We start from the raw sequence: 20,070 nt of genomic DNA, 5'->3' as shown, positions 1-20,070 counted from the left end.
TAGCTTTTCAATTTAAGGAGGAAAATAAGAATGACACCATTAAAATGGTTTGCAGGAGGAAGCGAAAGGCGTTGTGAAGCCATGACTATCATAAATCATCTATTGGAAGATATAAAGGATACGCCTCAATTGACTCCCTTGAAAAATCAATTAGTTATTTATCAAAGAAGATTGAAGGACGATGGGACTTCTACTCCTTTTATATTGAGTCAAATGAATGTTGATATCTCACGTGTGTTGATTGATAATAAGTTGATTTTGTCAGAAAATCAAGCCGAGCAAATAAAAAAATTGAGAGAATTATCTGCTATTCGCTATGGTTACTGATGAAGTGCAGGGATAAGCACTTTTCTACAATTTCCAGTCAAATAAATTGCATTCGCTTTCTCAAGCAGGTATACTAGTATAGTTAGATGAAAAATTCTGAAAATTTAAGAATAGAAAAGAGAACAAATCTTATGGCAAAAGATATTCGTGTCTTACTTTACTACCTTTACACTCCAATTGAAAATGCAGAGCAATTTGCTGCAGACCACTTGGCTTTCTGTAAATCAATCGGCCTTAAAGGTCGTATCCTAGTCGCTGACGAAGGAATTAACGGAACAGTTTCAGGTGACTACGAAACAACTCAAAAATACATGGACTACGTTCACAGCCTCCCAGGCATGGAAGACCTCTGGTTCAAGATTGACGAAGAAAATGAACAGGCCTTCAAGAAGATGTTTGTTCGCTACAAGAAAGAAATTGTCCACCTTGGTTTGGAAGACAACGACTTTGACAACGACATCAACCCACTTGAAACAACAGGTGCTTACTTGTCTCCAAAAGAGTTCAAAGAAGCTCTTCTTGACGAAGATACGGTTGTCCTTGACACACGTAACGATTATGAGTATGACCTAGGACATTTCCGTGGGGCTATCCGCCCAGATATCCGCAACTTCCGTGAGTTGCCACAGTGGGTTCGTGATAACAAGGAAAAATTCATGGACAAGCGCGTCGTGGTTTACTGTACAGGTGGCGTTCGCTGTGAGAAATTCTCAGGCTGGATGGTGCGTGAAGGCTACAAAGATGTAGGCCAATTGCACGGAGGAATCGCTACTTACGGTAAAGACCCAGAAGTTCAAGGTGAGCTTTGGGATGGGAAAATGTACGTCTTTGACGAGCGTATTGCCGTAGATGTCAACCATGTCAACCCAACTATCGTAGGGAAAGACTGGTTTGATGGAACACCATGTGAACGTTATGTCAACTGTGGAAATCCATTCTGTAACCGTCGTATCTTGACATCAGAAGAAAATGAAGACAAGTACCTTCGTGGATGCTCACACGAGTGCCGTGTTCACCCACGTAACCGCTATGTTTCAGAACATGAATTGACACAAGCTGAAGTTGTCGAGCGCCTAGCCGCTATCGGTGAAAGCTTGGATCAAGCAGCTACTGTATAAGATTAAACAGTCCTTAGGGGCTGTTTTTCTATGCTTTTTACTAAAAAATCTAAAGTTTGTTTCTGTATCTTTCAGGAAAATAGGGTATACTATATGTAAACGATTTCAAAGGAGTCCAGTTATGACGAAAACATTTTTTATTCCAAATAAACAGAGCATTTTAGGAGAACAGGAAATTTTGACTGCCAAGTCGATCTTGGCCTTGGTAGATGGTTTGGAGTCACATAGCTATGATGCTGTCTATCTCCGTCAGCCTCTTAATCGTCTCGAGTATATCGAGTGTGCGATAGTGGGGCAATCACAATTTCTTTTTAAGGTCAGTTATGCTGATGGTCAAAAGGGTTACCGTGTCGATCTTCCTGAGCTACTAACGAAGACAGACTGGGAGATCATCAAGTCATTTTTAGAAGCCCTGCTTGCTTACACAGGAACGGAGATTGAGGGGCTCGATGATTTTGACTTTGAAGCTTATTTCCAAGCAGGTATTCAAGCCCATCTGGCTGATAGTGCAGCCCGCTTTACGATTTGCCAAGGAATTTTTAATCCTGTTTTCTTTAGTCATGAGGATTTGAAAAGCTTTTTAGGGGAAGATGGCTTGGCTCAGTTTGAAGCATGTGTACGTGCGGTTCAAGAGACAGACGCCTACTTTGCAAGAGTTTCCTTCTATCAGGATGGAGAAGGGCAAGTGCATGGCGTTTACCATCTGGCTCAAGGAGTCAAGACAGTGTTACCGAGAGAACCGTTTGTTCCTGCAGCCTATATTGAGCAATTGCTGGATAAGGAAGTCCAGTGGGAAATTGACTTGGTTCAAATCACAGGAGATGGCTCTAAACCAGAAGACTATGAAGCAATTGCCCGCTTGGACTATGCAAAATTCCTAGAGTCACTACCATCAGCATCTTACCACCAACTAGATGCCAATCAATTAGAAGTGCAACCCATTTTAGACAAAGATTTTAAAACATTGGCACAAGAAAAGTAAAGCAGAAGCAGGTCAATCGATTTGCTTTTTAGCATATAAAAAATCCTGCCATGAAAGACAGGATTAAAGTTTAAAGAAAGGCCAAGATACGAAGATAATCTCCAATCAGTGCCACTTCAGCTACAAAGAAGAGTAGGATAATGACTCCATTCACAAGGACAGATAAGGCTAACTGATAGAAGGAATCCACGTCACTTGCTTGGCTTGGTCTCGTAATGTTGTGGAGACTGATGAGTATAATGAATCCAATGCTAATCGCACACAAGAGAGCTGCAAATGGTAGGCTATCAAAGAAGGCAAAGAAACTAGCAATGGCAGTGAGGAAGATTGGAATTGCCAAGAGTTGGCTATATTGTTGAAAGACCTTTTCTAGCGTCCAGTCATTTTCTTGGTGGATAAATCGTTTCACCACAAAGCTACCGAGTAGGAATGAAAAGAGGAAGAGAGTGGTTGCTACTAAGATAGAAATGATTGAGAAGAGCCCCAAAGGAGCCAGTTGCTCAGGGAAGTGACTGTTTATAGTTGCTATATGTCCATAGTAAGCATGTTTGATGTGGTAGATACTAAAGAAAAAGGAGGATGCAGAAAACAGAATGAGTAAGAGAAAGGCTGTATAACTGTGTGTGCTACTTGTTTCAAGACTGCTTGTAGGAGATTTGAGAGCTTCCACTAGCCAAGACCAAAAATCAAGTACTTGCTCTTTCCATCTATCCGTAGATTTTGGAGCTTGGTCGGGGATATAGGGACTTTCTAAGGATTGACTGATAAGAAGGGGCTCTTTCGTGGTTGGTTTTTGCTGCGGAAGTGCTTCTTGACTCTCTTCAGCTTTAGTGACTTTTTCTGTTTCCCCAGAAAGATCTTGCTCTTCTTCAGTAGAATCTAATGCTTCCTTTTCTTCTATTTCTGTTCTCAATTCACTGTCTTCAGGTGTTTCAATTTTCTCTTCTTGCTGGTTTTCAAGTTCGACTTTAGCTTGAGAGACTTCCTCCTCTACTTGAGTATTTTTTTCAATTGGTGCATCGAGATCGGCTATCGTTTCTTCAGTTTTATCTATCATTTCTTGTGATAAATCTTCTGATTTGTTTTCATTTGGTGATTTAACAAAATCATTACTTTCAAACCATTCTTGTTTCATGGTAGAACCTCCTTTTTAGTGGGCTATGCGTTATAGTGGTCGATATAAATAGGTTTGTTAAGGTATGTTGGATGTAATTTCAAGACTAATATAATCATCAGCCTTAGCTATGAGTTGACCTTTTGTATCAGTTTTTTCAGTTTTGTAAGGGTTACTTAATTCGTTGGGGTGGCGTTGACTCTCGTCTTTCGATAACTGATAAATAGGACCATAGTGACTTGAGATGTCTAAGTTGATTTCTTGGCTTTCTTTTTGAGTTAGCGTGATACTGAGTTCATTTTTAGAAGTTAGTTCTACCTTACCATATACTTTAATATTGTCAACGTAGAAGTGATTTTCTGTTGACTCTAGCTGACTATCTGTAAGGTCTGTATCAAAGATATTGATAATATTTGGTGTTGTGAGTTTACTGTTTTTGATACGACTTCCTTCAATTCGGAGGAGATAGCTATTATTGGTATTGATGGTCGCATTTTCAAGACTAGCATTAGTGATACTGGTTTGACCGCGATTTGCTGAGATGTTGATCCCTTTTAGACTTCTTCCCTTTGGAACTTGGAGAATAACTTCATTAAAACGACTAGAGTAGCTACTTGCGATATGGAGAATCCCGCCAATTCCAGAAGAGAGAGATGGAGTTTCAGACAGTTTTTTATCCGTTAGGCTCAGAGTTCTGTCGTTCTGATTTGTGACAAGATCATGGCGAGCAAAAAGAGATGGATGGTAAGAAATGTGGATTTGATCATCGAAAGAGTCTGTGATGGTGAGCGCGTGTTGGTGGAGAGTGATTTCTAGGTTTTCGACTTCCTTGCCAAAGGTCAACTCTTCCATCCGACTATCGTAGACAGGTTCCTTGGACATGGCAAGTAGGCTCTTGATCCCGTCAGATTGGATACCTACAAAGAGCAGGATAAATCCGATAATAGTAGTCACCACACCAAAAATGAGAAATCCTTTTGTCCATTTACGCATGCTGGTCACCTCTCTTTCTTTTTTTAAGAACAAATTGCACCAGGCGAACAATGAGTAGGCCGAAGAAGTGGGCTACATAGGAAATACCTAGTAAGACTAGTGAAGAAGCACCGATAGCCAGTAAACCAGCACCAAAAATCAAGATAAAGGCTGATTTAGCTTGGGCTAGGACAGTGAAACTTTCAACTAAAAATAGGAATCCGCCGATGATACCAAGTATGGAAACTGCAAAGAAAGCCAGAATGACAGTCAAAGCAGCCACAAGGATTCCGAACAGAGCCACGAGGATGGCGATTCCCAAAGGAATACCGATGGGTGCTGCAAGCAAAGCTAATAAGGCGATATGCAAAATTTGTCGGTTATTTTTTTGAGCGGGTGCTTCATTGATTTTTTTATCGAGGAGATTGGAGAGAACTTCGTGGGCTGCTTCCTTAGGAGTTCCCAAGCTAGCGATGAGTTCTTCTTCTCCTTCGACTCCAGCATCGTCAAAGAGTTCCCTGAAATAGTCCATGGCTTCAATACGGTCAGCTTCAGGCAGTTTCTTGAGATAGAGTTCTAGCTGAGTCAGGTATTCAGTTCTTGTCATGGCGGATACTCCCTTCTATGATGCCATTGATGGTGTCTGTATAAAGTGCCCATTCATCTTTTAGGGTCACGAGCTGTTCTATACCACCATTTGTCAAGGAGTAGTATTTGCGCATGCGACCTTGGAACTCTCTAGAATAGGTTGTTAGAAAGCTATTGCCCTCCAATTTTTTGAGAATGGGATAGAGTGTAGATTCTTTGATATTAGCGATCAGCTTAATGGTTTGGCTAATCTCATAACCATAAGAATCATCCTGCTCCAGTACGGCCAAGATGAGAAATTCAATCAAGGCAGAAGATGTTGGAAAATACATGGGGAACCTCCTTTTCTAATGTGTAAGATTTTTATATATAATTTTTTTACACATACATTGTACATCTAAAAGAAAGCCCTGTCAAGAAATATGTGTAAAAATTTTATATATAAAAAACTTCTAGCCAAAACTAGAAGTTTAGAGGATTTTATCAGCTCTGTCTACTGTAAAGAGGGCCACGGTCATGATGATATCGACGAGTAAGAGGGCAGCTACAGCTGGCACCCAAGAGTGGAAAAGGTCAAAGCTGTAACCAAAGAGGGTTGGCCCAAAGGCTGCTAGGATATAGCCTCCTGTTTGAGATAAGCCAGACAATTGGGCAGTCTTTTCAGGGGCGCTTGTCTTGAGTGAAAAGTTGACCATGAGATAAGGGAAGAGGGCGCTGGTTGCGGTTCCGATGAGGAGATGGATGGCAAGCCAGTAAAAGAAATTACCGATTGGGAAAAAGAGCATGGAAATGCCGATAACACCAGCTAGTGAAACCAGAGTGAGCATAAGCTGACGGTTGCGAGTAGACAAGCTGGTTGTCAGGCTTGGGATAGTCATTGAAAAAGGAATGCTAATCAGAGAGAAGATAGAAGTCAGCAAGCCAGCTTCGTGACTAGATAGGCCTGCATGGATGGCCATGGTAGGTAGCCAGGTCATAGCGGTGTAAAAGAGCAAGGATTGAAAACCTGCAAAGACGATAACTGCCCAGACCTGTTTGTTACGTATGACCTTTGTTTTGCTTTTTTGTTTGGTTTGTGGAGCCAGTCTGTGATTATAGCGGTGATTTGGGAGCCAGACCAAAAAAGTTGCCAGACAGAGCAGGGTGAGGAGGATGATAAGGCCTTTCCAAGAACTGGCTTGTGTAATAGGCACAGCCAGATAGGAAGCCAGAGCCGTTGCAATCCCCATAGAGGTTACATATAAGGTGGTCAGAAAACCAATTTTCTTTGGTTGATTAGCTTGGATAAGGCTAGGAAGCAGCACATTGATGACTGCGATACTTGCTCCAACCATCAAGGTTCCTAGATAGAGCAGGGGCAGATTGATTAGTCGAATGAGAGAACCGATAGTCAAGAAGAAGAGGCTGTAGGTAAAGAGATGCTCCAAGCCAATTTTCTGAGCCAGTCGGGTAGAAAATAGCGAGAAGAGGGTAAACATAAGGAGAGGAAGGCTGGTCAGGACACCAAGTGAACTAACTTCGACTCCCAGCCCTTGCGAAATATCTCCCAAAATAATGGGTAAAACAGTAAAAGGGGTCCGCAAGGAAACACCAATCAGGATAATACCTGGAACAAAAAAAAGTGATTGCTTTTTCATATAATACCTCTTCTAACTGATTTTAATAACAGCTTATTTTAAGGCTTTTTCACTATAATGTCAAGTAAGGTTTTGGGCTTTCAAGATAAAAATGGGAAAGTCTTGAAAATTATGATAAAATAGTGGAAGGAAATCTATATATTGGAGAAAAACTGTGTCTGAAAAGCAAAAAATCAGCGTATTGATGTCGGTCTATATCAAGGAAAATCCGACATTTTTAAAGGATGCTATTGAGAGTGTTCAAAATCAGACCCTGAAACCGAGCGAGTTAGTTCTGGTTGAGGATGGGCCTTTGACACCTGAGCTCTATCAGGTATTAGACCAGGTGGAAGCCCAGTCTGAAATTCCAGTGAAACGCTGCCCTCTTGAGCAGAATCAAGGTTTGGGTCTGGCTCTTCGACAGGGTGTTTTGCAGTGTCAGTACGACATCATCGCTCGTATGGATACGGATGATATAGCTGTTCCAGACCGTTTTGAGAAACAGGTTCAGCTAATGGAGAAGGAGAAGCTCGACCTATTAGGTGGACATATTGCAGAGTTTATTGACAATCCTGATGAGATTGTTTCTTACCGTCGTGTTCCAACCCAGCATGCAGATATTGTAGCTTATCAAAGGATGAGAAGTGCCTTTAACCACATGACTGTCATGTTCAAGAAGGACATGGTTCTCAAGGCAGGCAACTATGAGGATGGCCTTTATATGGAGGATGACCTCCTCTGGCTCAATATGATTGCTGCAGGAGCTAAGACTGGAAATCTGGATCAAATCTTGTGTAAGGTTCGTGTTGGAGCAGGAATGTTTGAGCGTCGTGGGGGACTGCGTTATCTCAAACTCTATCGTCAAGCTCGTCAGCGCATGCTGAAGCGAGGACAAATTTCTTACATGGAATATGCCAAGAGTGTTGCCATTCAGATGGTTGTTGCCCTTTGTCCCGGATTTGTCCGACAGTTTATTTTTATGAAACTGTTACGAAAAAGCAAGTAAAAGATTGTAGCAAATCGTAAACTAGAGAAAAAGTGTTATAATAACAATATAACTATTCAGCTCTTTTAAGGAGGAGTAAATTTCTATGAATAAAAAACTCACAGATTATGTGATTGATCTGGTGGAAATTTTAAATAAACAACAAAAACAGGTTTTCTGGGGAATATTTGATATTTTGAGTATGGTGGTTTCCATCATTGTATCTTATATTTTATTCTACGGATTGATTAATCCAGCACCTGTTGACTACATTATCTATACGAGTTTGGCCTTCCTGTTCTATCAATTGATGATTGGATTTTGGGGGTTGAACGCTAGTATCAGTCGTTACAGCAAGATTACGGATTTCATGAAAATCTTTTTTGGTGTGACTGCTAGCAGTATCTTGTCATATAGTATCTGCTATGCCTTCTTGCCTCTCTTCTCTATCCGTTTTATCGTGCTCTTTATCTTGTTGAGTACTTTCTTAATTTTATTGCCACGGATTACTTGGCAGTTAATCTACTCTAAACGCAAAAAGGGAAGTGGTGATGGAGAACACCGTCGGACCTTCTTAATTGGTGCCGGTGATGGTGGAGCTCTCTTTATGGATAGTTACCAACATCCAACTAGTGAATTAGAACTTGTCGGTATTTTGGATAAGGATGCGAAGAAAAAGGGTCAAAAACTTGGTGGAATCCCTGTTTTGGGTTCATATGATAATCTGCCTGAATTAGCCAAACGCCATCAAATCGAGCGTGTTATCGTTGCGATTCCGTCACTTGACCCGTCAGAATATGAGCGTATCTTGCAGATGTGTAATAAACTGGGTGTCAAATGTTACAAGATGCCTAAAGTTGAAACGGTTGTTCAAGGACTTCACCAAGCAGGTGGAGGCTTCCAGAAGATTGATATCACAGACCTTTTGGGTCGTCAGGAAATTCGTCTTGATGAATCGCGTCTGGGCGCAGAACTGACAGGTAAGACAATCTTAGTCACAGGTGCTGGTGGCTCAATCGGTTCTGAAATCTGTCGCCAAGTTAGTCGTTTCAATCCTGAACGCATCGTCTTGCTCGGTCATGGGGAAAATTCAATCTACCTTGTTTATCATGAATTGATTCGCAAGTTCCAAGGGATTGATTATGTACCAGTTATTGCCGATATTCAAGACTATGACCGTTTGTTGCAAGTCTTTGAGCAGTACAAACCAGCTATTGTTTATCATGCGGCAGCCCACAAGCACGTTCCTATGATGGAGCGCAATCCAAAAGAAGCCTTCAAAAACAATATTCGTGGAACTTATAATGTTGCTAAGGCTGTTGATGAAGCCAAAGTGCCTAAGATGGTTATGATTTCGACAGATAAGGCGGTTAATCCACCAAATGTTATGGGAGCAACCAAGCGCGTAGCTGAGTTGATTGTTACTGGCTTTAACCAACGTAGCCAATCGACCTACTGTGCAGTTCGTTTTGGGAATGTTCTTGGTAGCCGTGGTAGTGTGATTCCAGTCTTTGAACGTCAGATTGCTGAAGGTGGGCCTGTAACGGTAACAGACTTCCGCATGACCCGTTACTTCATGACCATTCCAGAAGCTAGCCGTTTGGTTATCCATGCTGGTGCTTATGCCAAGGATGGAGAAGTCTTTATCCTTGATATGGGCAAACCAGTCAAGATTTATGACTTGGCCAAGAAAATGGTCCTTCTAAGTGGACACACCGAAAGCGAAATTCCAATTGTTGAAGTTGGAATCCGTCCAGGTGAAAAACTCTACGAAGAACTCTTGGTATCAACTGAACTTGTTGATAACCAAGTTATGGATAAGATTTTCGTTGGTAAGGTTAATGTCATGCCTCTAGAAGCCATCGATCAAAAGATTGAAGAATTCCGTACTCTCAGTGGAGATGAGTTGAAGCAAGCTATTATCGCCTTTGCTAATCAAACAACCCACGTTGAATAAAAAATCTTTAAAATCAGAAAACGCATATTATCAGGGCTTGAAACCTTGGTAATATGCGTTTTGTTATGTAGTGACTTATACTCTTCGAAAATCTCTTCAAACCACGTCAACGTCGCCTTGCCGTAGGTATGGTTACTGACTTCGTCAGTTCTATCTACAACCTCAAAGCAATACCTTGAGCAACCTGCGGCTAGTTTCCTAGTTTGCTCTTTAATTTTCATTGAGTATTACTTCATTTTCTTATGAAATGGAGTTGTTGCCCAGTCTATGTTATTGAAAATAGGCCAAAACCTCTAATGGTTTGTGGGCGATATAATCAGGCTGATAGTTGAGCAAATCTGCTTGCTCACCAAATCCCCAAGTGACGGCCAATTTCTGAATGCCTGTTTCTTGAGCTCCAAGCATATCAAACTTGGTATCTCCGATGATGATGGCTTGTTCCGGTGCTAGTTGATGTGCATGCAAGGCTTGGCGAATGACATCTGCCTTATGGGGTGCTTTAGGGCTGGAACCATAAATGCCATCAAAGAAATGATAGATTCCCAAGTTTTTAGTCATGTCTTGAGCGGTTGGAGTATTCTTTGTAGTGGTGATATAAAGAGGGTAATTGCTCGATAACTCCTTAAGCAAGTCTACAATTTGAGGAAATAGTTGAGCTTCATGGATACCTTTTGCCTTGTAGTAAGAACGGTATATCTGCACGGCTTCAGAAATTTGTTCTTTGGGCAGGCAGGTCGCAAAACTACTTTCAAGGGGCGGTCCCATAAAACCACGAATCGTTTTGGCATCAGGGCTAGGCACCCCCAGCTCCTTAAAGGTATGGGTAAAGGCATTGTGAATCCCGATAGAACTGTCAACGAGGGTTCCATCCAGATCAAAAAAGATAGCTGAGATAGAGATCATAGTTTCTCCTATTTGATAAGCTTATTCTCCGAAAATTTCTTTTTGGAGGCGACGACCAGTAGGTGTGGCAGCGAGTCCACCTTCAGCTGTTTCACGAAAGGCAGTTGGCATACTTGCGCCTACTTGATACATGGCATCGATAACTTCATCCACAGGGATTTTCGATTCGATACCTGCCAGGGCCATGTCTGCTGCGATAAAGGCAAAGCTGGCTCCCATGGCATTGCGTTTGACACAAGGAACTTCGACCAAGCCAGCAACAGGGTCACAGATGAGGCCCAGCATATTTTTAATGACAAAGGCAATGGCTTGACTGGCCTGATAAGGTGTCCCACCAGCAGCCAGAGTCAAGGCTGCAGCACTCATAGCAGAGGCAGAACCAACCTCGGCCTGACAGCCACCTTCAGCACCTGAGATAGAGGCATTGTTTGCGATGACTAGTCCAAAGGCACCAGCAGCAAAGAGGAAATCCAGCTGTTGCTCGTGGCTGAGGTCTAATTTTTCAATTGCAGCAGTTAGAACTGAGGGCAGACAGCCGGCACTTCCTGCTGTCGGAGTGGCACAGACCAAGCCCATTTTAGCATTGTGTTCATTGACTGCGATGGCATTTCGAGCAGCTGAGAGAATCGTATAATCCGATAAGTTTTTTCCGTTTTTGATGTAGTGATCCAATTTGGCAGCATCTCCACCTGTCAGGCCACTACGAGATTTATTTTCATTGAGGCCAAGTTGGACAGAGGCTTTCATGACTTCTAGATTGCGTTCCATGAGAAGGAGAACCTCTTCACGTTCACGACCGGTCAATTCAAACTCTGTTGTAATCATGAGTTCTGCGACATTTCCTTGAAAGTCCAGATCTGCTTGCTCGACCAATTCTTTGATAGAATAAAACATGCTTCCTCCTATTTAAAGAAATTGACATTGTGGAGATGAGGGATTTTTCGAATTTCTTCGATGGCCTCATCACAGTTGCGACTGTCGACTTCGATAATCATAATGGCTTTTTCACCAGCTTTTTCACGAGTAACATTCATCTGGGCGATATTGATACCATAGCGTGAAAGGGCCTCTGTTACGAGGGCAATCATGCCTGGAATATCTTGATGAACGATAATGATAGTCGGTGTATTCATATTGAGAGAGACGGCAAAGCCATTGAGTTCGGTGACCTGAATATTCCCTCCACCGATAGAAATACCAGTCACACTGATAGTCTTGTGGGCATTTTTGACAGTAATTTTAGTGGTGTTTGGGTGAGGAGCATTGCTGTCTTTCTGAATAGTCCAGACAATCTTGATGCCACGCTTGTGGGCAATCTCCAGACTATTCGGAATTTCAGGATCATCTGTATCCATGCCCAAAATACCTGCAACAAGGGCTAGGTCTGTCCCGTGACCACGATAGGTCTTGGCAAATGAGTTAAATAGTTGGAATTCGACTTCTGTCGGAGTATCATCAAAAATGGAAGAGACAATCTTCCCAATACGAACAGCACCAGCTGTATGGCTACTAGATGGGCCAATCATAACTGGTCCGATGATATCAAAGACAGATTGAAAACGAAGTGATTTCATCAGTTTCCCCTTATAAAAATTCTTATCTCTATTATATCAAAGAATGAGGGGCTTGGCTTTAATTGTGGATGAAAACCTTTTTAATGCCACAAACAGCATAAAAAAGCATCTTTTGTAACAAAAAATAGCTTGTTTAGGGAAATAAAAAATAATTTTGTAATATTTCTACATAAAAGTGTCAAGAAACAGTAATATTTAAAGGGTATGATAGTACTATAGAAAGAAGGAGAATTTTCGAATATGAAATCAACAACTAAAAAGATTAAAACAACTCTTGCAGGAGTAGCTGCCTTGTTTACAGTATTTGCTCCATCATTTGTATCTGCCCAAGAATCATCAACTTACACTGTTAAAGAAGGTGATACACTTTCAGAAATCGCTGAAACTCACAACACAACTGTTGAGAAATTGGCAGAAAACAACCACATTGACAACATCCATATGATTTATGTTGGTCAAGAGTTGGTTATCGATGGCCCTGTAGCGCCTGCTGCAACACCAGCGCCAACTACTTATGCAGCACCAGCTGCTCAAGATGAAACTGTTTCAGCTCCAGCAGCAGAAACTACAGAAGTAGCAGAAGAAGCAGCTCCAGTGGCAAGCGCACCTGCAGCAGAAGAAACTGTTACTACAGCAGAAACTTCAGCACCAGCTGCAACTGTAAGCGGATCTGAAGCAGAAGCTAAAGAATGGATTGCTCAAAAAGAATCAGGTGGTAGCTACACAGCTACAAACGGCCAATACATTGGACGTTACCAATTGACAGATTCATACTTGAACGGTGACTACTCAGCTGCTAACCAAGAACGTGTAGCAGATGCCTATGTTGCAGGACGTTACGGTTCATGGTCAGCTGCTAAAAACTTCTGGCTTAACAACGGCTGGTATTAAGAAATAGAAAAAGAGCCTTTGATGGCTCTTTTTGTGTGCTTTTATTTGATAAAAGAAAACTTTTAAATAGTAGTAATAAAAGATTGCTTACGGCTGACGAGATTCTGGAGTTTCTCCAGCTGAATTAGTGCGATTATTACTGTTAGTATCGGGAATCTCAGCATTATTACTATTATTGGTATTCGTATCTCCTTGGGCTCCTGCAGTATCAGTAGCTTGATCTCGTGTATTGACAGCAGTGTTTCCCCCACTTCTAGCACCATCAGATGAATATTGCTCGCTTGCAGGTGCTTGTGAATTATATCTGTTCCCATTTGACTCAGTATAGCTTGGAGTGTAGCTACCTACTTCTGAAGAATAGCTTTCTCTTCCCTCAACGTTACTAGTCGTTTCTGTTTCTTTTTTATTAGACTTCTGCTCTTCTTCTTTTTTGGTCAAGACTTCAACTTGCTTTTGGAATTTTGAAATCAGTTCTTGAATGGGTTTTATTTTTTCATCAATAGTAGCTTGTTCGCTTGTGGAGTTGACACTTTTAATAATTTCTAGTATTTTTTGTAAGGAAGTGATGGCTGTTTCAAGTGTTTGTTTATCTTCAAACTGGCTATCGGATTCCTTTATATCCAATTTTAAAGCTTTTTCAGTATAATGATTAGTGATTTTATCGGCCGTAGAAGTAAGAAAATCTGCTAATGTCTTTTTGCCTTCATCAGAGGTTGGCTTTAATTCTTGAATTTTTTTCCAATCCTCTATAATCGTTTCAGAATCAATATTGAAGTTTTTAATAGCATTTTTTACTTGTTCGATATCTTGTCCATTCTTATGTTGTTTGCTGAGAGCGATATTTCCTCTCTCTGCTTGGATATGTTCTTGATGAATGACTAAACCTATTAAAAGTCCAAGACCTACAACAATAATGATAGTAAAAATAGTATTTTTTGATGTTAGAATATCTTTGTAGTTTTTCACAATCGTACTACGTACATGGATGGTAGTATCTTAAAGGGATCATGTACGACTTCCTCCTCATTACAGTATATCATTTTTAGCTTATTTTATAAATAAGTTTATAAGTAGAATCGAGATTTAACTGTTCATTGCCCTTTTTTAATTATTTTTCTGTTTCTATCAAATAGAATATCAGATTATCAGCCTCTTCCTTGTCTTCTCTAACCAAGCATGTTATAATGAATACTGCTCAAGCGACCTTCAATCGTTGAAGCACACACGACCTTCAATCGTGAATAAACGAATAGATGGGAGACTTACCATGAGTGATAACTCTAAAACACGTGTTGTCGTGGGGATGAGTGGTGGTGTTGATTCGTCGGTGACGGCTCTCTTGCTCAAGGAGCAGGGCTACGATGTGATCGGTATCTTCATGAAGAACTGGGATGACACAGATGAAAACGGCGTCTGTACGGCGACCGAAGATTATAAGGATGTGGCTGCGGTGGCAGACCAGATCGGCATTCCCTACTACTCTGTCAATTTTGAAAAAGAGTACTGGGACCGTGTCTTTGAGTATTTCTTAGCAGAATACCGTGCAGGGCGCACGCCAAATCCAGATGTTATGTGCAACAAGGAAATCAAGTTCAAGGCCTTTTTGGACTATGCCATGACCTTGGGTGCAGACTATGTAGCGACTGGGCATTATGCTCGAGTGGCGCGTGATGAGGATGGCACTGTTCACATGCTTCGTGGTGTGGACAATGGCAAGGATCAGACCTATTTCCTCAGCCAACTTTCGCAAGAACAACTCCAAAAAACTATGTTCCCTCTGGGGCATTTGGAAAAGCCTGAAGTTCGCAGACTAGCAGAAGAAGCAGGACTCGCGACTGCTAAGAAGAAAGACTCGACAGGGATTTGCTTTATCGGAGAAAAGAACTTTAAAAACTTCCTCAGCAACTACCTACCAGCTCAGCCTGGTCGCATGATGACTGTGGATGGTCGCGATATGGGCGAGCATGCAGGCCTTATGTACTATACAATCGGTCAGCGTGGCGGACTTGGTATCGGTGGACAACACGGCGGTGACAATGCCCCTTGGTTCGTTGTTGGAAAAGACCTAAGCAAGAATATCCTCTATGTCGGTCAAGGATTCTACCATGATTCGCTCATGTCAACAAGCCTTGAGGCCAGTCAAGTCCACTTTACTCGTGAAATGCCAGAAGAGTTTACGCTGGAATGTACGGCTAAATTCCGCTACCGTCAGCCTGATTCTAAGGTGACAGTACATGTCAAAGGAGACAAGGCAGAGGTCATCTTTGAGGAGCCGCAACGTGCGATTACACCAGGACAGGCAGTTGTCTTTTACGATGGCGATGAGTGTCTAGGTGGAGGTTTGATTGACAATGCTTACCGCGATGGACAAGTTTGTCAGTACATTTAGATTGACAAATTTTCTCAATTTGCTACAATAATAAAAGCAATAGAAATGATGGTCAAAGCTCATGGATGTTGCAGGCTTTTTGTCCTGCACTTCTTTGGAGTTTTGACTGTTTTTGTGTCGTTTAAGGGAAAGGATAAAAATGACTCAACAAGACTTTCGGACAAAAGTGGGAAATACAGTTTTTGGTGTTCGGGCGACAGCCCTGATTCTCCAAAATCGTAAGCTCCTAGTCACCAAAGATAAGGGCAAGTATTACACTATCGGCGGTGCGATTCAAGTCAATGAAAGCACGGAAGACGCGGTAGTTCGTGAAGTGAGGGAAGAACTGGGTGTCAAAGCTCAAGCTGGGCAGCTAGCTTTCGTGGTTGAAAATCGTTTTGAACAGGACGGTATTTCCTATCACAACATTGAGTTTCATTATCTGGTGGACTTGCTTGAGGATGCGCCTTTGACCATGCAGGAAGATGAGACAAGGCAGCCTTGTGAGTGGATTGACTTGGATAAGCTTGAGGATATCCAGCTAGTTCCAGCCTTTTTAAAAACAGCCCTACCAACTTGGGACGGCCAACTAAGACACATTCATCTTGAGGAATAGGAGAGAAAATGATGGTTAAGCTTATTGCCCATGTACTTGTTCATAGTGGTGATGATTATTTGCTTATTCAGCGTTCGGAAATTAAAAGAGGACAACCCAACGTTTATCCAACTTACTGGGATATTCCTGGTGGTGGGGTTGAAAAGGGTGAACTTCCGCGAGATGGTGCTCTTAGAGAATGCATTGAAGAAGCGGGAGTTAGGCTAGATAGCAGTTCGCTCAAACTTCTTCACGAAGATAGTCAACTGGATACCTCTAAGGATACGGTCTTTACTCGCTTAGTTTATAAAGCAGAGTGGGTTGGGGAGAAGCCAATTATCAGATTAGATCCTGAAGAGCATACACATTTTAAATGGGTTACTATGGATCAAGCTCTAGAGGAGGAGAAGTTAGTTCCTTATTTGCGAGAAATTTTTGAAAGGTTAAGAAATGACATATAATTTTACTGAAGAATACGATATTATTGTAATCGGTGCGGGACACGCTGGGGTAGAAGCATCCCTAGCTGCTAGTCGTATGGGTTGTAAGGTCTTGCTTGCGACTATCAACATTGAAATGCTGGCTTTCATGCCTTGTAACCCCTCTATCGGTGGTTCTGCCAAGGGTATCGTTGTGCGTGAAGTTGATGCCCTCGGTGGCGAGATGGCCAAAACCATTGATAAGACTTACATCCAGATGAAGATGCTTAACACAGGGAAGGGGCCAGCTGTCCGTGCCCTTCGTGCGCAAGCTGACAAAGAGCTTTACTCTAAGGAAATGCGCAAGACAGTTGAAAACCAAGAAAATCTGACACTTCGTCAGACCATGATTGATGAGATTTTGGTGGAAGATGGCAAGGTTGTCGGTGTTCGTACAGCAACCCATCAAGAGTATGCTGCAAAGGCTGTTATTGTGACGACAGGGACAGCCCTCCGTGGGGAAATTATCATCGGAGACCTCAAGTACTCATCAGGTCCTAACCACAGTCTAGCTTCGATTAACCTTGCTGACAATCTCAAGGAATTGGGCCTCGAAATTGGTCGTTTTAAGACAGGAACTCCTCCACGTGTCAAGGCTTCTTCTATCAACTACGACGTGACAGAAATTCAGCCAGGAGACGAAGCACCTAATCACTTCTCATACACTTCACGTGATGAGGATTATGTCAAAGATCAAGTGCCATGCTGGTTGACTTATACCAATGGTACCAGTCATGAAATTATCCAAAATAACCTCCACCGTGCGCCTATGTTTACAGGTGTGGTCAAGGGAGTGGGACCTCGTTACTGTCCATCAATTGAGGACAAGATTGTGCGCTTTGCAGACAAGGAACGTCATCAACTCTTCCTTGAGCCAGAAGGTCGCAATACAGAGGAAGTCTATGTTCAAGGACTTTCAACCAGTCTGCCTGAGGATGTGCAACGTGAACTTGTTCATTCTATCAAAGGTTTGGAAAATGCAGAGATGATGCGAACAGGTTATGCCATTGAGTATGATATGGTCTTGCCTCATCAGTTGCGTGCGACACTGGAAACCAAGAAAATCTCAGGACTTTTCACTGCTGGTCAGACAAATGGAACGTCAGGTTACGAAGAAGCTGCTGGGCAAGGGATTATCGCGGGTATCAATGCCGCTCTGAAAATCCAAGGTAAACCTGAGTTGATTCTAAAACGAAGTGACGGTTATATCGGGGTCATGATTGACGATTTGGTGACCAAGGGAACCATTGAACCTTACCGTCTCTTGACCAGTCGTGCTGAATACCGTCTCATTCTTCGTCATGACAATGCCGATATGCGTTTGACAGAGATGGGACGCGAGATTGGCCTTGTGGATGATGAACGATGGGCTCGCTTTGAAATCAAGAAAAATCAGTTTGATAATGAGATGAAGCGCCTAGACAGTATTAAACTCAAGCCAGTCAAGGAAACCAATGCTAAGGTTGAAGAGATGGGCTTCAAGCCGTTGACAGATGCAGTGACAGCCAAGGAATTCCTTCGTCGTCCAGAAGTTTCTTACCAAGATGTGGTGGCCTTCATCGGGCCAGCTGCAGAGGACTTGGATGACAAGATTATCGAATTGATTGAAACAGAAATCAAGTATGAAGGCTATATTTCCAAAGCCATGGATCAGGTTGCCAAGATGAAGCGCATGGAAGAAAAACGTATTCCAGCTAATATTGACTGGGATGATATTGATTCTATCGCAACAGAAGCCCGTCAGAAGTTCAAACTGATCAATCCAGAAACCATCGGCCAAGCCAGCCGTATTTCGGGAGTAAACCCAGCAGATATTTCTATTTTGATGGTGTATCTTGAAGGTAAAAATCGTAGTATTTCTAAAAATCAAGAAAAGAAAGCATAGAGAAAAACAGCTCCGAGGACGGGGCTGTTTTATAATTTATTCTTCATCTGGTGTGAGGATCATTGGAATAATGATTGGTTCACGTTCTGTATTTTCATAGAGGAAGGGGCGAATGGCGTTGACAATGGCACCATTGACAGATTGCACGCTAGCATCCTTATTTTTTAGTGCGATACGAATTGCATTGAAGAGGATGCGTTGGCTTTGGCGAATCAAGTCACCAGATTCTCTCATGTAGACAAAGCCTCGGCTGAGGATATCTGGACCAGACAGAATCATCTGCGACTTGAAGTCAACAGTTGCGACTGCTAGAACGACACCGTCTTCAGATAAATCACGACGGTCTTTGAGGACAGCAGCGCCGATTTCACCGATACGATTTCCATCGACATAGATGTCTTGGGCGTTGAAATGACCTGCGATACGAGCTGAGTCAGCAGTAAGGGCAAGCACATCACCATTGCTCATGATAAAGATATTGTCCTTCTCAACACCAGTATCCACCGCAAGTCCAGCATGGACTTTTTGCATGCGGTATTCACCGTGGACAGGCATGAAGTATTTTGGCTTAATCAAGCGGAGCATAAGTTTTTGCTCTTGCTGACCACCGTGTCCAGATGTATGGATATTGTTCACTTTACCGTGGATAACTTCGACACCAGCCTCAGAAATGATATTAATCAACTTGTTGACGCTAGTGGTGTTTCCAGGGATTGGACTAGAAGAGAAGATAACCGTATCACCGGGTTGGAGTTGTACCTGACGGTGGGTTCCGTTGGCGATACGAGAGAGAGCTGCCATTGGCTCACCCTGACTACCTGTACAGAGAATCAGAACTTCGCCTGCAGGGTAGTCTTTGATTTCATTTGGCTCGATAAAGGTTCCCTTAGGAGCTTTGATGTAACCAAGGTCGATACCGTTGACAATGGCCTTTTCCATAGAACGACCAAAGACTGCAATCTTGCGTCCAGTCTTAACAGCAGCTTCAGTTGCTTGTTGGAGACGGAAGATATTTGAGGCAAAGGATGCAAAGATGATACGTCCTTCGATGCCTTGGATAATCTTCATGATGGACTGACCAACGACTTTTTCAGAGTTGGTAAAGGTTGGCACTTCCGCATTTGTCGAGTCCGAGAGAAGACAAAGCACGCCTTCTTCACCAAGAGCTGCCATACGGTGCAAGTCCGCAGGTTCTCCCACTGGAGTGAAGTCGAACTTGAAGTCACCCGTACAAACGATTTTCCCTTGAGGAGTATGAATAACAATTCCCAAAGGCTCTGGAATAGAGTGAGTGGTTCTAAAGAAAGTTGCCTTAAGATTTTTAAAGGTCAACTCAGTGTTGTGGTTGATTTCGTAAAGTTTGGCGTTGCGCAAGAGGCCATGTTCTTCGAGTTTTCCACGGATTAAAGCCAAGGCAAGCGGTCCAGCATAGATAGGGACATTTGCTTGCTTGAGCAGGAATGGAATCCCACCGATGTGGTCCTCGTGTCCGTGTGTGATCAAAACAGCCTTGACGCGGTCGATATTGTCTACGATGTAAGAATAATCAGGAATGACATAGTCGATACCCAGCAAGTCATCTTCTGGGAATTTAATCCCAGCATCGACGATGATAATCTCATCTTGGTATTCAATTCCGTAAGTGTTTTTCCCGATTTCTCCCAGACCACCGATGGCAAAAACGCCGACTTCTTCAGGTTTAAGAGTATAGGCCAT

The 20,070-nt window shown here is 42.4% G+C and carries 20 protein-coding genes; 10 read left to right on the top strand and 10 right to left on the bottom strand.

All coding sequences use genetic code 11. The annotated features are described in order from the left end of the window. Window positions 1-30: 30 nt before the first annotated feature. The 3 genes from JJN14_RS09585 (at window position 31) to JJN14_RS09575 (ending at window position 2,427) form a co-directional block, all read left to right on the top strand. On the top strand, window positions 31-327 hold the full coding sequence (locus tag JJN14_RS09585; protein WP_049488636.1) for a bacteriocin immunity protein: 297 nt from the start codon (window positions 31-33) through the stop codon (window positions 325-327). Between the two features lie 131 nt (window positions 328-458). After that, window positions 459-1,445: a rhodanese-related sulfurtransferase gene (locus tag JJN14_RS09580; RefSeq protein ID WP_001030011.1), complete on the top strand. Its 987-nt coding sequence runs from the start codon at window positions 459-461 to the stop codon at window positions 1,443-1,445. Window positions 1,446-1,566: 121 nt separating this feature from the next. After that, complete coding sequence (locus tag JJN14_RS09575) at window positions 1,567-2,427, top strand: DUF4299 family protein (protein WP_201058530.1); 861 nt, start codon at window positions 1,567-1,569, stop codon at window positions 2,425-2,427. 70 nt (window positions 2,428-2,497) lie between these two features. Here the strand turns inward: JJN14_RS09575 and JJN14_RS09570 are convergent, their stop codons facing one another. From JJN14_RS09570 to JJN14_RS09550, 5 genes are all read right to left on the bottom strand, one after another. Beyond that, the gene (locus JJN14_RS09570) at window positions 2,498-3,562 is read right to left on the bottom strand and encodes a DUF6574 domain-containing protein (RefSeq protein WP_201058529.1); all 1,065 of its coding nucleotides are present in this window, start codon (window positions 3,560-3,562) and stop codon (window positions 2,498-2,500) included. Window positions 3,563-3,619: 57 nt separating this feature from the next. Next, window positions 3,620-4,534: a DUF4097 family beta strand repeat-containing protein gene (locus JJN14_RS09565; protein ID WP_201058528.1), complete on the bottom strand. Its 915-nt coding sequence runs from the start codon at window positions 4,532-4,534 to the stop codon at window positions 3,620-3,622. Further along, window positions 4,527-5,120 (bottom strand): DUF1700 domain-containing protein, encoded by a 594-nt coding sequence (locus JJN14_RS09560; RefSeq protein WP_201058527.1) that lies wholly within the window; start codon window positions 5,118-5,120, stop codon window positions 4,527-4,529. Before JJN14_RS09560 ends, JJN14_RS09565 begins: the two co-directional genes overlap by 8 nt. After that, the gene (locus tag JJN14_RS09555; protein WP_000273858.1) at window positions 5,107-5,433 is read right to left on the bottom strand and encodes a PadR family transcriptional regulator; all 327 of its coding nucleotides are present in this window, start codon (window positions 5,431-5,433) and stop codon (window positions 5,107-5,109) included. The genes JJN14_RS09560 and JJN14_RS09555 overlap by 14 nt, the downstream gene beginning before the upstream one ends. A 138-nt stretch (window positions 5,434-5,571) precedes the next feature. Beyond that, the gene (locus tag JJN14_RS09550) at window positions 5,572-6,738 is read right to left on the bottom strand and encodes a CynX/NimT family MFS transporter (protein WP_125458041.1); all 1,167 of its coding nucleotides are present in this window, start codon (window positions 6,736-6,738) and stop codon (window positions 5,572-5,574) included. Between the two features lie 154 nt (window positions 6,739-6,892). Here JJN14_RS09550 and JJN14_RS09545 point away from each other — a divergent pair, with 154 nt between their 5' ends. Next, window positions 6,893-7,723 (top strand): glycosyltransferase, encoded by an 831-nt coding sequence (locus JJN14_RS09545; protein WP_049509703.1) that lies wholly within the window; start codon window positions 6,893-6,895, stop codon window positions 7,721-7,723. 85 nt (window positions 7,724-7,808) lie between these two features. Continuing rightward, the gene (locus tag JJN14_RS09540) at window positions 7,809-9,659 is read left to right on the top strand and encodes a polysaccharide biosynthesis protein (RefSeq protein ID WP_125430432.1); all 1,851 of its coding nucleotides are present in this window, start codon (window positions 7,809-7,811) and stop codon (window positions 9,657-9,659) included. A 270-nt stretch (window positions 9,660-9,929) separates the two neighbouring features. On the opposite strand, the gene JJN14_RS09535 is transcribed toward JJN14_RS09540, so the two are convergent. Genes JJN14_RS09535 through sdaAB form a run of 3 tightly spaced genes read right to left on the bottom strand, consistent with a single transcriptional unit; the run spans window position 9,930 to window position 12,136 of the window. Beyond that, window positions 9,930-10,562, bottom strand: coding sequence for an HAD-IA family hydrolase (locus JJN14_RS09535; RefSeq protein WP_201058526.1), 633 nt, complete (start codon window positions 10,560-10,562; stop codon window positions 9,930-9,932). 21 nt (window positions 10,563-10,583) lie between these two features. Then, complete coding sequence (gene sdaAA, locus JJN14_RS09530; protein WP_201058525.1) at window positions 10,584-11,456, bottom strand: L-serine ammonia-lyase, iron-sulfur-dependent, subunit alpha; 873 nt, start codon at window positions 11,454-11,456, stop codon at window positions 10,584-10,586. Window positions 11,457-11,464: 8 nt separating this feature from the next. Then, window positions 11,465-12,136, bottom strand: a complete 672-nt coding sequence (sdaAB, locus tag JJN14_RS09525) for an L-serine ammonia-lyase, iron-sulfur-dependent subunit beta (protein ID WP_000838912.1) — start codon at window positions 12,134-12,136, stop codon at window positions 11,465-11,467. Window positions 12,137-12,376: 240 nt separating this feature from the next. On the opposite strand from sdaAB, the gene JJN14_RS09520 reads away from it, so the two are divergent. Further along, window positions 12,377-13,027 carry a M23 family metallopeptidase gene (locus JJN14_RS09520; RefSeq protein ID WP_201058524.1) on the top strand — a complete coding sequence of 217 codons (651 nt, stop codon included), beginning with the start codon at window positions 12,377-12,379 and terminating at the stop codon, window positions 13,025-13,027. A gap of 87 nt (window positions 13,028-13,114) precedes the next feature. Here the strand turns inward: JJN14_RS09520 and JJN14_RS09515 are convergent, their stop codons facing one another. Continuing rightward, window positions 13,115-13,993: a hypothetical protein gene (locus JJN14_RS09515; RefSeq protein ID WP_201058523.1), complete on the bottom strand. Its 879-nt coding sequence runs from the start codon at window positions 13,991-13,993 to the stop codon at window positions 13,115-13,117. Between the two features lie 301 nt (window positions 13,994-14,294). Here JJN14_RS09515 and mnmA point away from each other — a divergent pair, with 301 nt between their 5' ends. The 4 genes from mnmA to mnmG all read left to right on the top strand — a co-directional run bounded on the left by mnmA (window position 14,295) and on the right by mnmG (window position 18,354). Next, window positions 14,295-15,416, top strand: a complete 1,122-nt coding sequence (gene mnmA / locus JJN14_RS09510; protein WP_201058522.1) for a tRNA 2-thiouridine(34) synthase MnmA — start codon at window positions 14,295-14,297, stop codon at window positions 15,414-15,416. Window positions 15,417-15,555: 139 nt separating this feature from the next. Then, window positions 15,556-16,011, top strand: a complete 456-nt coding sequence (locus JJN14_RS09505) for an NUDIX hydrolase (RefSeq protein WP_201058521.1) — start codon at window positions 15,556-15,558, stop codon at window positions 16,009-16,011. 8 nt (window positions 16,012-16,019) lie between these two features. Continuing rightward, complete coding sequence (locus JJN14_RS09500; RefSeq protein WP_000989467.1) at window positions 16,020-16,451, top strand: NUDIX hydrolase; 432 nt, start codon at window positions 16,020-16,022, stop codon at window positions 16,449-16,451. Beyond that, window positions 16,441-18,354 carry a tRNA uridine-5-carboxymethylaminomethyl(34) synthesis enzyme MnmG gene (gene mnmG / locus JJN14_RS09495; RefSeq protein ID WP_000221914.1) on the top strand — a complete coding sequence of 638 codons (1,914 nt, stop codon included), beginning with the start codon at window positions 16,441-16,443 and terminating at the stop codon, window positions 18,352-18,354. The genes JJN14_RS09500 and mnmG overlap by 11 nt, the downstream gene beginning before the upstream one ends. A gap of 36 nt (window positions 18,355-18,390) precedes the next feature. On the opposite strand, the gene rnjA is transcribed toward mnmG, so the two are convergent. Next, window positions 18,391-20,070, bottom strand: coding sequence for a ribonuclease J1 (gene rnjA, locus JJN14_RS09490; protein ID WP_000331983.1), 1,680 nt, complete (start codon window positions 20,068-20,070; stop codon window positions 18,391-18,393).

This window comes from Streptococcus mitis, assembly GCF_016658865.1.
In the GTDB taxonomy this organism is placed as follows: domain Bacteria; phylum Bacillota; class Bacilli; order Lactobacillales; family Streptococcaceae; genus Streptococcus; species Streptococcus mitis_BT.
The sequence above is the reverse complement of the archived record's forward strand: the minus strand, read 5'-3'. Positions and strand labels throughout refer to the sequence as shown.